The sequence below is a fragment of the Pseudomonas sp. SO81 genome, assembly GCF_030374125.1.
Lineage (GTDB): Bacteria > Pseudomonadota > Gammaproteobacteria > Pseudomonadales > Pseudomonadaceae > Aquipseudomonas.
Genome location: NZ_CP126126.1, coordinates 2,966,292 through 2,979,958, shown reverse-complemented (window position 1 = coordinate 2,979,958; position 13,667 = coordinate 2,966,292). Strand labels below are relative to the sequence as shown.

The window sequence follows — 13,667 nt, the reverse complement described above, 5'->3', positions numbered from 1 at the left end:
AACCCCGTTCCCCGCCAAAACCTCAAGCGCCAGAAGCGCCGGCCGCAGGCGTCAGTGGCTGAGCAGGCGGCGCGGCACCACGCGCAGCAGTTGCAGGCGCTCGTCCTTGAGGTGGGCGGTCAGGCCCAGCTGCGGATAGATCCAGGCCTCGCCCTCCGGCAGCTGCAGGCGCAGGCGTGGCGCGCCCAGGCTGGCGCTGAGCGTGGCGGCGGAGATGACCTGCTGCGGCTGCAGGTTGAGCGCCTCGATGCGCTGCCCGGCCAACTGCTCGCGCATCTGCGCCGACTGCGGCTGCTCCGCATCGTTGGGCTTCACGCCGCTGGCGGTAGCCAGGCTGTCGCGCTGGGCGACGGTGAGCGCCAGTTCAGCCTCCAGCACCCAGGCACCCGACTCCAGGGCCTGCGAGTCGCGCAGCAGCAGGCGCGGGCCGTCCAGGCGCGGCTGCAGCCACAGCTCGGCCTTGGGCAGGCGGTCATCGAGCTGGCCCAGGGTCAGGCTGTCCTCGGCCAGCGGCTGCAGCACCTCGGCCTGCCACTCGCCGAGCCAGGGCAGCGGCTCCGCCTTGTCCTCGCGCGGCACCAGCCACCAGTAGCCGAGCAGGCAGCTGGCCAGGGCCACGACGGTGAACAGCAGGGCAGGCGGACGACGCTTCATGGCAATGCTCCGGGCAGAAAAAAGCCGCACCTGGGTGCGGCTTTTCGAGGTGGTGCAGCTTACGCCTGGATCGAGCCTTTCAGCTTGTTCATGGCGTTCTTCTCCAACTGGCGAATGCGCTCGGCGGAGACGTTGTACTTGGCGGCCAGGTCGTGCAGGGTCGCCTTCTCCTCGGCCAGCCAGCGCTGGTAGAGGATGTCGCGGCTGCGCTCGTCCAGGCCTTCCAGCGCTTCGTGCAGGCTGGCGCTGGAACTGTCGCTCCAGTCGGCATCCTCGAGCTGCATGGCCGGGTCGTAGCGGTGGTCTTCCAAGTAGTTGGCCGGCGACTTGAACGCGCTCTCGTCATCGTCTTCCGCGGCCGGGTCGAAGGCCATGTCCTGCCCGGACAGGCGGCTCTCCATCTCGCGGACTTCGCGCGGCTCCACGCCCAGGCTCTCGGCCACCGCATGCACTTCGTCGTTGCTCAGCCAGGCCAGACGCTTCTTCTGGCTGCGCAGGTTGAAGAACAGCTTGCGCTGGGCCTTGGTGGTGGCGACCTTGACGATGCGCCAGTTGCGCAGAATGAACTCGTGGATCTCGGCCTTGATCCAGTGCACGGCGAAGGACACCAGGCGCACGCCCATTTCCGGGTTGAAGCGCTTGACCGCCTTCATCAGGCCTACGTTGCCTTCCTGGATCAGGTCGGCCTGGGACAGGCCATAGCCGGCATAGCTGCGGGCGATATGCACGACGAAGCGCAGGTGGGCCAGAACCATCTGGCGCGCGGCTTCCAGATCTTGCTCGTAGTAGAGACTCTCGGCCAGCTCGCGCTCCTGCTCGGGGGTCAACAGCGGAATGCTGTTCACCGCATGCACGTATGCCTCCAGGTTGGCGCCTGGAACTAGGGCATGAACAGGTTGCAGGGAAGTGGTCATCAAAACCTCCGGTATTGCAAAGCGGGGTGCAGTCTAGCACTGCCCTTTCTGAGCTGGGAACAGTGGAAAAGTTCCCTTACAGTTGCTCAGAAAATAATCAAAAATCAATAAATTGCTAGCGTGGCGCGAGCTCGCTCAAGTGACGGGCTACCGCCAGCCAGGCGCCAATATAGCCGAGGAAAACCGCGCCCAACAGTAGCGAAAGACCATCGGCGGCCGGCACGCCACCCAGGGCGAAATCGCTGCCGTAGAGCCCCGCCAGGCGTACCACCGCCTCGTTCAGCCAGTCCAGGCCGAAGGCCAGCAGGCCCCAGGCCAGCAGACCGGCGCCCAGGCCATACAGCGCCCCCATATAGAGGAAGGGCCGACGCACGTAGCCATCGGTACCGCCGACCAGCTTGATCACCTCGATCTCGCTGCGGCGGTTCTCGATATGCAGGCGAATGGTGTTGCCGATTACCAGCAGCAGCGCCATCACCAGCAGCAGGGTCAGGCCGAAGACGAAGCGGTCGCCGAGGCCGAGGATGGCGGTGAGGCGCTCCACCCACTGCAGGTCGAGCTGCGCCTGGTCGACGCCGGGCAGCTCGGCCAGGCGCTGGCGTAGGGCTTCCAGCGCGGCCTTGTCGATCTCGTGGGGAGTCACCACCACCACGGCGGGCAGCGGGTTGTCCGGCAGCTCGCGCAGGGCCTGACCGAGGCCCGACTGTTCCTCGAACGCGGCCAGGCCGGCCTCGCGGCCGATGAACTCGGCCTCGGCCACGTCGGCCATGGCCGCGATCTCCTCTCGCAGCTGCAGGCCGGCGTCGTCACCGGCCTCCTGCTTGAGGTACAGGGAAATCTGCGCGGCCTGCTGCCAGGAACCGCCGAGGCGCTCGACATTGTCCAGCAGCAGGGCCAGGCCCATGGGCAGCGACAGCGCCACGGCCATCACCAGGCAGGTGAAGAAGCTGCCGATCGGTTGGCCGACCAGGCGGCCGAGGCTGTCGATCAGGCTGGCGCGGTGGCTCTCGACCCATGCGGCGAACAGCGTGGAGAAGTCCGGGCCCTGCTTGATAGGCTTGTCGGCCTTGCTCTGCACGGCGCCGACGCGCTCGGCGGCCTTGATATTGCGTTGCTTGTCGCTCATCAACCGGCCTCCCCGTCGCCGATCAGTCGGCCGCGTTGCAGGGTGAGCATGCGGTGACGCATGCGCGCGATCAGGGCCAGGTCGTGGCTGGCGATCAGCACGGTGGTGCCGAGGCGGTTGATGTCCTCGAACACGCCCATGATCTCGGCGGCCAGGCGCGGATCGAGGTTACCGGTGGGTTCGTCCGCCAGCAGCAGGGCCGGGCGATGCACCACGGCACGGGCAATGCCGACGCGCTGCTGCTGGCCGGTGGACAGGTCGGCCGGGAACTGCTCGACCTTGTCCGACAGCGACACACGCTCCAGGGCGGCATTGACCCGCTTGGCGATGTCCGGCTTGGACAGGCCGAGGATCTGCAGCGGCAGAGCGACGTTGTCGAACACCGAGCGATCGAACAGCAGCTGGTGGTTCTGGAACACCACGCCGATCTGCCGGCGCAGGAAGGGAATCTGCGCGGTGGTGATCTGCGCCAGGTCCTGGCCGGCCAGCAGCAGCTTGCCGGTGGTCGGCCGCTCCATCGCCAGCAGCAGGCGCAGCAAGGTGGACTTGCCCGCGCCGGAGTGACCGGTGACGAAGAGGAACTCGCCGCGGCGCACGTGGAAACTCAGTTCATGCAACCCGACATGGCCGTTGGGATACCGCTTGCCGACCTGCTCGAATCGAATCATCCCTGTTCCTTCTCAGCAAAGAGTGCCTGGACGAAGTCCTCGGCGACGAAGGTGCGCAGATCGTCGATGCCCTCGCCGACGCCGATGTAGCGGATCGGCAGGCCGAACTGCTTGGCCAGGGCGAAGATCACCCCGCCCTTGGCGGTGCCGTCCAGCTTGGTCAGCGCCAGCCCGGTGAGGGTCACGGCCTGGTTGAACTGCTTGGTCTGGTTGATCGCGTTCTGCCCGGTGCCGGCGTCCAGCACCAGCAGCACCTCGTGCGGCGCGGTCTCGTCCAGCTTGCCAATGACCCGACGGACCTTCTTCAGTTCCTCCATCAGGTTGTCCTTGGTGTGCAGGCGACCGGCCGTATCGGCGATCAGCACGTCAACGCCACGGGCCTTGGCGGCCTGCACCGCATCGAAGATCACCGAGGCGGAGTCGGCGCCGGTGTGCTGGGCGATCACCGCGATGCTGTTGCGCTCGCCCCACACCTGCAGCTGCTCGACGGCGGCGGCGCGGAAGGTATCGCCGGCGGCGAGCATGACCTTCTTGCCCTCGCCCTGCAGCTTCTTGGCCAGCTTGCCGATGGTGGTGGTCTTGCCGACACCGTTCACGCCGACCACCAGGATCACATAGGGCTGCTTCTCGGCATTGATGACCAGTGGCTGCTCGACCGGCTTGAGCAGGCCGCCCAGCTCTTCCTGCAGCGCCTTGTACAGCGCGCCGCTGTCGGCCAGCTCCTTGCGCGCCACGCGCTTGGTCAGGCTGCCGATGATGGTGCTGGTGGCCTCGACGCCGACGTCGGCCATCAGCAGGCGGGTTTCCAGCTCGTCGAGCAGGTCGTCGTCGATGGCCTTCTTGCCGAGGAACAGGCTGGCCATGCCCTCGCCCAGACTGGCGCTGGTCTTCGACAGGCCCTGCTTGAGGCGGGCGAACCAGCCGCCCTGGTTGTCGCCGGGCTTGCTCTGCTCGACCACTGTGGGCGCGGCAACCGGCTCGGGTTGCGGCGCGGGTTCGACGGGCGCGGCGTGGACCGGATGGGTGACTTCGCTGCCGGCATTGATGCGAAAGCGCGAGAAGGCCGGCTTGGGCTCTTCGGCCAGCGGCGCGGCCTCGACCACGGGCAGGTGCTCGATCGGCGGCTGCACCACCACGGGTGCGGGCACCGGCTCAGGCGCGGCGGCGACAGACTCGGGTACGGGCTCGACAACCGGCGCTGCGGCGGGCGCCGCCACGGCGGGCTCGGCGCTGGTCGCGGTTACTGGCGCAGGGCTTGCGGCAGGCGCGGGCTCGACCGGCGCGCTGCTCGGCTCGGCCGCTGGCGCGGCTTGAGGCTGCTCGGCAGCCCCCGGGACTTCCGGCTTCTTGCGCAGCCAGCCAAACAGGGATTTCTTCTCGCCGGGTTGCTCCGGCGATGGCTTGTCGTCTTGGGAACCAAACATGGGTCGCTTGATCTCAGGGGAGCCGCACGGATCGCCGCGCCGCCCCGGAAAAGGATGCGGTATCCTAGCACCTCTTCGCCCGCCGGCGGTACGACCGGCCGGGCCGTCCGACAGGTCAAGAGCCCCTATGACACGACTCGCCCGCCGCTGCGCCGGCCTGCTCCTCAGCGCGTTCTGCATGCCCCTGGCGGCAATCGCCGCCGAACCCCAAGCGACCCACGAATTCCAGCTGGATAACGGCCTCAAGGTCATCGTCCGCGAGGATCACCGCGCCCCCGTGGTGGTCTCCCAGCTCTGGTACAAGGTCGGCTCCAGCTACGAGACACCCGGCCAGACCGGCCTGTCCCACGCCCTCGAACACATGATGTTCAAGGGCAGCCGCAAGCTCGGCCCCGGCGAAGCCTCGCGCATCTTGCGCGACCTCGGTGCCGAGGAGAACGCCTTCACCAGTGACGACTACACCGCCTACTACCAGGTGCTGTCGCGCGACCGCCTGGCCGTGGCCTTCGAGCTGGAGGCCGACCGCCTGGCCAGCCTCAAGCTGCCGGCCGACGAGTTCGCCCGCGAGATCGAGGTGATCAAGGAGGAGCGCCGCCTGCGCACCGACGACAAGCCCACCTCGCTGGCCTACGAGCGCTTCAAGGCCATGGCCTACCCGGCCAGCGGCTACCACACCCCCACCATCGGCTGGATGGCCGACCTCGACCGCATGACCGTCGAGGAGCTGCGCCACTGGTACCAGGCCTGGTACGCGCCGAACAACGCCACCCTGGTGGTGGTCGGCGACGTGACCAAGGACGAGGTGCAGGGCCTGGCCCAGCACTACTTCGGCGCCATCCCACGCCGCGATGTGCCGCCGGCCAAGGCCCCGCGCGAGCTGGCCGAGCCGGGCGAGCGACGCATCAAGCTGCACGTGAAGACCCAGCTGCCGAGCCTGCTGATGGGCTTCAACGTGCCCGGCATCGCCACCAGCGCCGATGCCCGCGAAGTCCATGCCCTGCGCCTGCTCTCCGCCCTGCTCGACGGCGGCTACAGCGCACGCCTACCGTCGCGCCTGGAGCGTGGCCAGGAACTGGTGTCCGGCGCCTCCGCCTGGTACGACGCCTTCGCCCGCGGCGACAGCCTGTTCATGCTCTCCGCCACGCCGAACGTGCAGAAGGGCGTCTCGCTGGAGCAGGCCGAAGCCGGCCTGTGGGCCCAGCTCGACGACCTCAAGCGCACGCCGCCCAGCGCCGAGGAACTGGCCCGGGTGCGTGCCCAGGTGATCGCCGGCCTGGTCTACGAACGCGACTCGATCACCAGCCAGGCCACCACCATCGGCCAGCTGGAAACCGTCGGCCTGTCGTGGACGCTGATGGACAAGGACCTGGCCGCCCTCGAAGCGGTGACCCCGGCCGATATCCAGAAGGCCGCCCGTACCTACTTCACCCCGTCGCGCCTGTCGGTCGCCCACATCCTGCCCGAGAAAGCCGCAGAAGGAGCCCAGCCATGAGCGAGCGCAACGGCATCCGTTACGGCCTGCTCGGCCTCGGCCTGATCCTGCTGATCGGCCTGCTCACCTATATCGCTAGCCGCAGCGCTCAGGCCCCGACGCTGGCAGAAGCGCCCGCCCAATCCACCGGCCTGGAGTCGCTGGCCGCCCTGGAAGGCAAGGCGCCGAGCAAGCGCACCCTGGATATCCAGCAATGGCAGACCGCCGAGGGCGCCAAGGTGCTGTTCGTCGAGGCGCGCCAGCTGCCGATGTTCGACCTGCGCCTGACCTTCGCCGCCGGCAGCAGCCACGACGACGGCGTGCCCGGCCTGGCCGCCCTGACCAACGCCATGCTCAACGAAGGCGTGCCCGGCAAGGACGTCACCGCCATCGCCGAAGGCTTCGAGAGCCTGGGTGCCGAGTTCGGCAACGGCGCCTACCGCGACATGGCCATCGCCAGCCTGCGCAGCCTCAGCGCCGCCGAGCAGCGCGAGCCGGCCCTGGCCCTGTTCGATCAGGTCATCGGCCAGCCGACCTTTCCCGAGGACGCCCTGGCGCGGATCAAGAACCAGCTGCTGGCCGGCTTCGAGTACCAGAAGCAGAACCCCGGCAAGCTGGCCGGCCTGCAACTCTTCGAGCGCCTGTACGGCACGCACCCCTATGCCCACCCGAGCGAAGGCAGCGAGCAGTCGATCCCCGGCATCTCGGTGGCGCAGCTGCGTGCCTTCCATGCCAAGGCCTATGCGGCCGGCAACGTGGTGATCGCCCTGGTCGGCGACCTCTCCCGTGCCGAGGCCGAGGCCATCGCGGCCAAGGTCTCCGCCTCCCTGCCCAAGGGCCCGGCTCTGCCGCGCATCGCCCAGCCCGAGGAGCCCAAGGCCGGCCCCAGCCATATCGAGTTCCCGTCCAACCAGACCCACCTGATGCTGGCCCAGCTCGGCGTCGACCGCCGCGAGCCGGACTACGCCGCGCTGATGCTGGGCAACCAGATCCTCGGTGGCGGCGGCTTCGGTACCCGCCTGATGGAAGAGGTGCGCGAGAAGCGCGGCCTGACCTACGGCATCTACTCCGGCTTCAGCGCCATGCAGGCGCGCGGTCCGTTCATGATCAATCTGCAGACCCGCGCCGAGCTGAGCGAAGGCACCCTCAAGCTGGTGCAGGACATCCTCGCCGACTACCTGGCCAACGGCCCAACCCAGAAGGAACTGGACGAAGCCAAGCGCGAGATGGTCGGCAGCTTCCCGCTGACCACCGCGAGCAACGCCGACATCGTCGGCCAGCTCGGCAGCATGGGCTTCTACGACTTGCCGCTGACCTACCTCGACGACTTCATGAGCGAAGTGCAGGGCCTGAGCGTGGAGCAGGTGAAGGCCGCCATGGCCAAGCACCTGGCATCCGACAAGCTGGTCATCGTCACCGCCGGCCCTACGGTCGCGCAGAAGCCGCTGCCCCCACCCACCGACAAGCCCGCCGAGCAACCGGCCGGCCCGCCGGAGCACTGATGCGCAAGTCCCCTGGTAAAAAACCCGCAGAACACAACGGCAGCGGCCAGTTGCGCATCATCGGCGGCGAGTGGCGCAGCCGCCAGTTCAGCTTCCCCATGGCCCACGGCCTGCGCCCGACGCCCAACCGCGTGCGCGAGACGCTGTTCAACTGGCTGGCGCCCTACGTCGAGGGCGCCCACGTGCTGGACTGCTTCACCGGCAGCGGCGCGCTGTTCCTCGAAGCCCTGTCGCGCGGCGCCAGCAGCGCCCTGGCCCTGGACAGCAACAGCAATGCCATCGCCAGCCTGCGGCAGATCCTCACCATGCTGAAATGCAGCAACGGCCAGCTGCTGCAGACCGATGCCCTGCGCCACCTGGACAGCCAGCCGGCCACGCCCTACGACCTGGTATTCCTCGACCCGCCCTTCGGCCAGGACCTGCTGGCACCGGCCTGCGCGCTGCTGGAAGAAAAAGGCTGGCTGGCCAAGGACGCCTGGATCTACACCGAAAGCGAAACCGCTCCCTCGACCCTGGCCATGCCCGGCAACTGGCGCCTGCACCGCGAGCAGAAGGCGGGGCAGGTGTACTACGCACTGTGGGCGCGGGACTGAAGATGTCCCGGCAGCCTTCGTCGCTGAGGGATTTCATCTACGCCAATCTGCCCTACTTGCTGCTCTGCTGATCGGCCTCGCCCTGCCGCTGCTGCTGACGGAGCGGGAGATCGGCCTGGACCTTGCCAGCCGCATTAGTGTACGCGAAAGGCCGGGCCTGCTGCTCGGCCTGACCACCCAGCGCCTCCTGGCGCGTCCACGGCGCTAGCCGAACCTCACCTCAGACCTAGCACGCCACGGAAATAGCCGATCGTTTCGAGCAGACCATCCTCCAGCGCGACTTTGGGCTGCCAATCCAGCCGTTCACGAGCCAGGGAGATATCTGGCTGGCGCTGGCGTGGATCATCCTCGGGCAGCGGCATATAGATCAGCTTCGAGGCAGAGCCGCACAGGCCGATGATGGTCTCGGCGATATCGGTGATGCTGCATTCGGCTGGATTGCCCAGATTCACCGGCCCCGGCAGGTCGACCGGACTGTCCATCATCGCAATCACACCCTCGACCAAATCAGAGACGAAGCAGAAAGAACGGGTCTGCCTGCCGTCACCATATATGGTGATTTCTTCACCGCGCAGCGCCTGAACAATGAAGTTGCTGATGACGCGACCATCGTGCAACTGCATGCCCGGCCCGTAAGTATTGAAGATACGCACCACTTTTATATCAAGTGCGTGCTGCCGGTAATAATCGAAGAACAAGGTTTCCGCACAACGTTTTCCTTCGTCATAACAACTTCTTATGCCGATCGGGTTGACCCTCCCCCAATAACCTTCTGCCTGCGGATGGCACTCCGGATCACCGTAAACTTCCGAAGTGGATGCCTGAAGAATCCGTGCACCCGTGCGCTTGGCCAGGCCCAGCATATTGATCGCACCATGCACGCTGGTCTTGGTTGTTTGCACCGGATCGCGCTGATAGTGTATCGGCGAGGCCGGACAGGCGAAGTTGAAGATGCGATCAACCTCGATATAGAGCGGGAAAGTCACATCATGGCGCATGGCCTCGAATCGCGGATTGCTCAACAGATCCTGGATATTCTGCCGACTGCCGGTGAAGTAATTATCCACCGATAAAACTTCGTGACCATCTTCGAGCAGACGCCGGCATATATGCGAACCAATAAACCCCGCCCCGCCTGTTACCAGCACTCGCATAGTCGACCCTGAGATTACTTATGTATCCGATAGCCTTCGTGACCACCTGCAAAGGCCGCCTGCACCATATACAGCAGACACTGCCGACAATAATTGCGGAGTCACCGGCGGAAATAATTCTGGTGGATTACGGATGCCCTGACAACACGGGGAACTGGGTCGAAGAGCATTACCCAGAAGTCAAAGTCATCCGGGTCAACGACGACCCCGGCTTCTGCCTGCCACGCGCTCGCAATATCGGCGCCGCTCATTCTTCTTCACCCTGGCTGTGTTTCATCGATGCCGATATCAAAGTGAAAAGCGGTTGGCTGGACTGGATGCGCCAGAATCTTGAGGAGGGCAGCTTCTATCGACCCAGTCTGGCCGATGGCCGACAGCTGCAGGAAATCGCCGGTACCTTCCTTTGTACCCGCGCAGCCTTTACGGCAGCTCGCGGCTACGACGATGTTGTCCGCGGCTGGGGCGGCGAAGATATCGATCTATACGCCAGGCTTCCCCAGGAGGGGAACGCTCAACCAGCCTATTACCCCAACCGGTTCGTCGAACCCATTTCCCACGCCGATGACGAGCGCACCACCTTCCACACGATCAAGAACATCTCGATCCAGAGCCTGATCAACAGCTGTTATGTGAAAGTTAAGGCTCACCTGCACAGCTATGGCATTCGCGACATTCCATTCGCAGCCCACCAGCACATGCTCAACACCATCAGCGACAGCCTCAAGCACCATAAACTGCAACCTGCGACCTTCATCATCCGCCTACAGATGCAAAACCTGATGACGGTCGACAGCCGCACAGTGGATCTGTCGCTGGAAGTTGCCAGGCCTCGCCGCTATGGATTGTTCGGCGCGCGCAAGACCAGCGTTCGAGTTCTGGCCGAACGGGCCAACAACCAATAGAGGTGCTCCGCGATGAAGATCACCGTTGTCGGCCTGGGTTATGTGGGTCTGTCGAATGCCGTGCTGCTCGCTCAGCAGCATGAGGTGGTGGCCTTGGACATAGACGCGACCCGGGTGGAGCTGATCAACCGGCGGCAGTCGCCGATCGCCGATCCCGAGCTGGAGGACTATCTCCGGAACAAGTCGCTCGATCTGCGCGCCACTCTGGACAAGCAGGAAGCCTACGAAGGGGCGGAGTATGTGCTGATCGCCACACCTTCCGACTACGACGCCCACACCAACTACTTCAACACCCAGGCCATCGAGAGCGTGATCGGCGAGGCCATGGCGATCAATCCGGAGGCGGTGCTGGTGATCAAGTCGACGGTGCCGGTCGGGTATACCCTGAAGGCACGCCAGCGCTTCGCCTGCGAGCGACTGATCTTCTCCCCCGAGTTCCTGCGTGAAGGGCGCGCCCTGCATGACACCCTGCACCCGACGCGCATCGTGGTCGGCGAGCACTCGCGGCGCGCGGAAATCTTTGCCGAGCTGCTGAAGGAATGCGCTCTGGAGCCCGATGTACCGATCCTGCTTACCGACTCGACGGAAGCGGAGGCGATCAAGCTGTTCGCCAACGCCTACCTGGCCATGCGCGTGTCCTATTTCAACGAGCTCGACACCTATGCCGCCAGCCATGGTCTGGACAGCCGGCAGATCATCGAAGGCGTCGGCCTCGACCCGCGCATCGGCGACCACTACAACAACCCCTCCTTCGGCTACGGCGGTTACTGCCTGCCCAAGGACACCCAGCAGTTGCTGGCCAACTACCGCGACGTGCCGCAAAACCTTATCCACGCCATCGTGGCGTCGAACGACACGCGCAAGGACTTCATCGCCGAAGATATTCTCAAGCGCCAGCCACGAGTCGTGGGCATCTACCGCCTGATCATGAAGAGCAACTCGGACAACTTCCGCGCCTCCAGCATCCTCGACATCATGCAGCGCATCATGGCCAGGGGCGTCGAGGTGATCGTGCATGAGCCGGGACTGAATCAGAGCGAATACGCCGAGGTGCGCATCGTCGATGATCTGGAACTGTTCAAACGCGAAGCCGACGTCATCCTCACCAATCGAATGAGTGCAGCGCTCGGCGATGTGGCCGGGAAGATCTATACCCGCGATCTGTTCGGCCGCGACTGACTCTTCTCTGGAGCGCTCTAGCGCCTTACTCTGGAGCCTTTCCCGCTCCGGCACGCAACCGATGTCCGTTCCTCCCTTCTCCCCCGCCTGGTGGCTACCCAGCCCACACCTGCAGACCCTCTGGGGTTCGCTGTGCCGCACGCTGCCGCAGCTGGAACGGCAGCGCGAGCGGCTGTGGCTGGAGGATGGCGATTTCCTCGACCTGGACTGGCATGGCCCGCATGACGCCACGGCGCCACTTGTACTGGTGCTGCACGGGCTGACCGGCTCCTCCAGCTCCCACTATGTGCTCGGTCTGCAGCAGCAACTGGCGGCCCGGGGCTGGGCCAGCGTGGCGCTGAACTGGCGTGGCTGCTCCGGCGAGCCCAACCTACTGCCGCGCGGCTACCACTCCGGGGTCAGCGAGGACGTGGTCAGCGTGGTGCGTCATCTGCAGGCCAAGCGGCCGCTGGCGCCGCTGTATGCGGTGGGCTATTCGCTGGGTGGCAACGTGCTGCTCAAATACCTGGGCGAGTCGGGCGAGGATTCCGGCCTGCAGGGCGCGGTGGCGGTGTCGGTGCCGTTTCGCCTGGACCACTGCGCCGAGCGCATCGACCGCGGCTTCTCCAAGGTCTACCAGGCGCACTTCATGCGCGAGCTGGTTGCGTATGTGCGCGACAAGCAGCAGCGCTTTACCGACGAGGGCCATCACGAGCGCCTGGCGGCGCTGCAGCAGTTGGGTCCGCTGGAGGGCATGCGCACCTTCTGGGACTTCGACGGCCGCTTCACCGCGCCGCTGCACGGCTACGCCGACGCCGATGACTACTACCGCCGCGCGTCCAGCCGCTACTACCTGGAGCGGATTCGCACACGCACGCTGATCATCCAGTCCAGCGACGACCCCTTCGTCTTCCCCCACAGCGTGCCGCAGGCCCAGGAACTGTCGCGCAGCACCCATCTGGAGCTGCACGACCGCGGCGGCCATGTCGGCTTCATCGGGGGCTCGCCGCGGCGGCCGGAGTTCTACCTGGAGCGACGCATTCCCGCCTGGCTCGCTGGCGGGCGTTAGTCGGCCCAGGCGTTGAGCCAGGCCCAGCGGTGCGGGAAGCGCGCCGTCAGGCCGAGGCGGTCGATGCGCCACTGTTCCGGCAGCTCGCCCTGCAGGCGCGCCAGCACCCGCAGGTGACGGCTCGGCGCGCTGAAGGCCGGCTGCAGCTCGGCCGGCACGGCGATGGTGTCCTCGACCCGGCGGATCACCTCGGCCGGCAGACGGCTGCCGTCGGGCATCAGTAGGCGGAAGCGCTGGCCGGGCACGGCGTACTCGGCGTCGCGCGGGTCGAGATAGACCCACAGCTGCGCCTCGTCGAGACGATGCTGGCGCAGCAGCAGGGTGCCGGGGCCGACATTCTCACCCTCGGCCACCAGCACCTCGCTGACCGCGCCCGCCGCCGCGGCTTCCAGGGTCAGGCCCTCGAGACGCGCCTGCAGCCAGGCGCGCTCGAGCAGGCGCTGCTGCTCGCCGGCATCCGGCACCGTCACCACCCGTTGCTGACGCTCGAACTGCAGCAGGTCGCGCTGGCGTCGATCGCGTTCGTCGCGCGCCGCCTGCACCTCGCCGCGGGTGGCGGCGCCGGCCGCCTGCAGACCGGAAAGCTGCTGCAGGCGCTGCTCGGCGCTGACCAGCAGGCGCTGCAGGGTATCGCGCTCGCGAGCGCCCAGGGCGTCGTCGGTGGGCACCACCGGCGGCGCCGGCGGCTCGGCCAGCAGCGCCAGGCGCGCGCGCCACTCCGGGTTGTCCAGGCGCACCAGCACCTGCCCCGCCGTCACCCGCTCGCCCGGGCGCACCAGCACCTGCTGCACCTGGCCCGGCTCGCGGGCGCGCAGCTCGCTGGTGGTCAGCTGCAGCTGGGCCGGCGCCTCGATCAGCCACACGCTAAGCAGCGCGCGGCCGACCAGCCACAGCAGCGGGCTGGTGACGGCCAGCAGGATCAGGTACCAGCGCAACTTAAAGGCCAGGCGCTTGCCGGGCGCGTAGAGCACCTGCAGGCCGTGGTCCTGGGTGGGTTGTTGTTCCTTCGAACTGCTGAAACGGATCTTCATG

The 13,667-nt window shown here is 66.4% G+C and carries 12 protein-coding genes and 1 pseudogene; 6 read left to right on the top strand and 7 right to left on the bottom strand.

Annotation, left to right across the window (positions count from 1 at the left end; translation table 11 throughout):
• Nucleotides 1-51: 51 nt before the first annotated feature.
• The 5 genes from OH686_RS13935 to ftsY all read right to left on the bottom strand — a co-directional run bounded on the left by OH686_RS13935 (nucleotide 52) and on the right by ftsY (nucleotide 4,786).
• Nucleotides 52-654, bottom strand: a complete 603-nt coding sequence (locus tag OH686_RS13935) for a hypothetical protein (RefSeq protein ID WP_289533343.1) — start codon at nucleotides 652-654, stop codon at nucleotides 52-54.
• Nucleotides 655-713: 59 nt separating this feature from the next.
• On the bottom strand, nucleotides 714-1,568 hold the full coding sequence (gene rpoH, locus OH686_RS13930; RefSeq protein ID WP_289533341.1) for an RNA polymerase sigma factor RpoH: 855 nt from the start codon (nucleotides 1,566-1,568) through the stop codon (nucleotides 714-716).
• A gap of 115 nt (nucleotides 1,569-1,683) precedes the next feature.
• The gene (gene ftsX / locus OH686_RS13925; RefSeq protein WP_289533339.1) at nucleotides 1,684-2,694 is read right to left on the bottom strand and encodes a permease-like cell division protein FtsX; all 1,011 of its coding nucleotides are present in this window, start codon (nucleotides 2,692-2,694) and stop codon (nucleotides 1,684-1,686) included.
• Nucleotides 2,694-3,362, bottom strand: a complete 669-nt coding sequence (gene ftsE, locus OH686_RS13920; RefSeq protein ID WP_137974702.1) for a cell division ATP-binding protein FtsE — start codon at nucleotides 3,360-3,362, stop codon at nucleotides 2,694-2,696. Before ftsE ends, ftsX begins: the two co-directional genes overlap by 1 nt.
• Nucleotides 3,359-4,786 (bottom strand): signal recognition particle-docking protein FtsY, encoded by a 1,428-nt coding sequence (gene ftsY / locus OH686_RS13915; protein WP_289533336.1) that lies wholly within the window; start codon nucleotides 4,784-4,786, stop codon nucleotides 3,359-3,361. Before ftsY ends, ftsE begins: the two co-directional genes overlap by 4 nt.
• A 127-nt stretch (nucleotides 4,787-4,913) precedes the next feature.
• Here ftsY and OH686_RS13910 point away from each other — a divergent pair.
• The 3 genes and pseudogenes from OH686_RS13910 to rsmD form a co-directional block, all read left to right on the top strand.
• Nucleotides 4,914-6,279: pseudogene (locus OH686_RS13910) on the top strand (M16 family metallopeptidase); the annotation flags it as partial.
• Nucleotides 6,275-7,759, top strand: coding sequence for a M16 family metallopeptidase (locus OH686_RS13905; RefSeq protein WP_289533333.1), 1,485 nt, complete (start codon nucleotides 6,275-6,277; stop codon nucleotides 7,757-7,759). The pseudogene OH686_RS13910 and the gene OH686_RS13905, both read left to right, overlap by 5 nt.
• On the top strand, nucleotides 7,759-8,352 hold the full coding sequence (rsmD, locus tag OH686_RS13900; RefSeq protein ID WP_289533331.1) for a 16S rRNA (guanine(966)-N(2))-methyltransferase RsmD: 594 nt from the start codon (nucleotides 7,759-7,761) through the stop codon (nucleotides 8,350-8,352). Before OH686_RS13905 ends, rsmD begins: the two co-directional genes overlap by 1 nt.
• A gap of 215 nt (nucleotides 8,353-8,567) precedes the next feature.
• Here rsmD and OH686_RS13895 read toward each other — a convergent pair whose 3' ends face one another.
• Nucleotides 8,568-9,506: a UDP-glucuronic acid decarboxylase family protein gene (locus tag OH686_RS13895; RefSeq protein ID WP_289533329.1), complete on the bottom strand. Its 939-nt coding sequence runs from the start codon at nucleotides 9,504-9,506 to the stop codon at nucleotides 8,568-8,570.
• Nucleotides 9,507-9,544: 38 nt separating this feature from the next.
• On the opposite strand from OH686_RS13895, the gene OH686_RS13890 reads away from it, so the two are divergent.
• From OH686_RS13890 to OH686_RS13880, 3 genes are all read left to right on the top strand, one after another.
• Entirely contained in the window at nucleotides 9,545-10,408 is an 864-nt protein-coding gene (locus OH686_RS13890) for a glycosyltransferase family 2 protein (protein WP_289533327.1), read from the top strand.
• A 12-nt stretch (nucleotides 10,409-10,420) separates the two neighbouring features.
• The gene (locus OH686_RS13885; protein ID WP_289533325.1) at nucleotides 10,421-11,587 is read left to right on the top strand and encodes a nucleotide sugar dehydrogenase; all 1,167 of its coding nucleotides are present in this window, start codon (nucleotides 10,421-10,423) and stop codon (nucleotides 11,585-11,587) included.
• Between the two features lie 61 nt (nucleotides 11,588-11,648).
• Nucleotides 11,649-12,635, top strand: coding sequence for a hydrolase (locus OH686_RS13880; RefSeq protein ID WP_289533323.1), 987 nt, complete (start codon nucleotides 11,649-11,651; stop codon nucleotides 12,633-12,635).
• On the opposite strand, the gene OH686_RS13875 is transcribed toward OH686_RS13880, so the two are convergent.
• Nucleotides 12,632-13,666 (bottom strand): HlyD family secretion protein, encoded by a 1,035-nt coding sequence (locus OH686_RS13875; protein WP_289533321.1) that lies wholly within the window; start codon nucleotides 13,664-13,666, stop codon nucleotides 12,632-12,634. The two genes, OH686_RS13880 and OH686_RS13875, sit on opposite strands and share 4 nt — an antisense overlap.
• Nucleotide 13,667 lies beyond the last annotated feature (1 nt).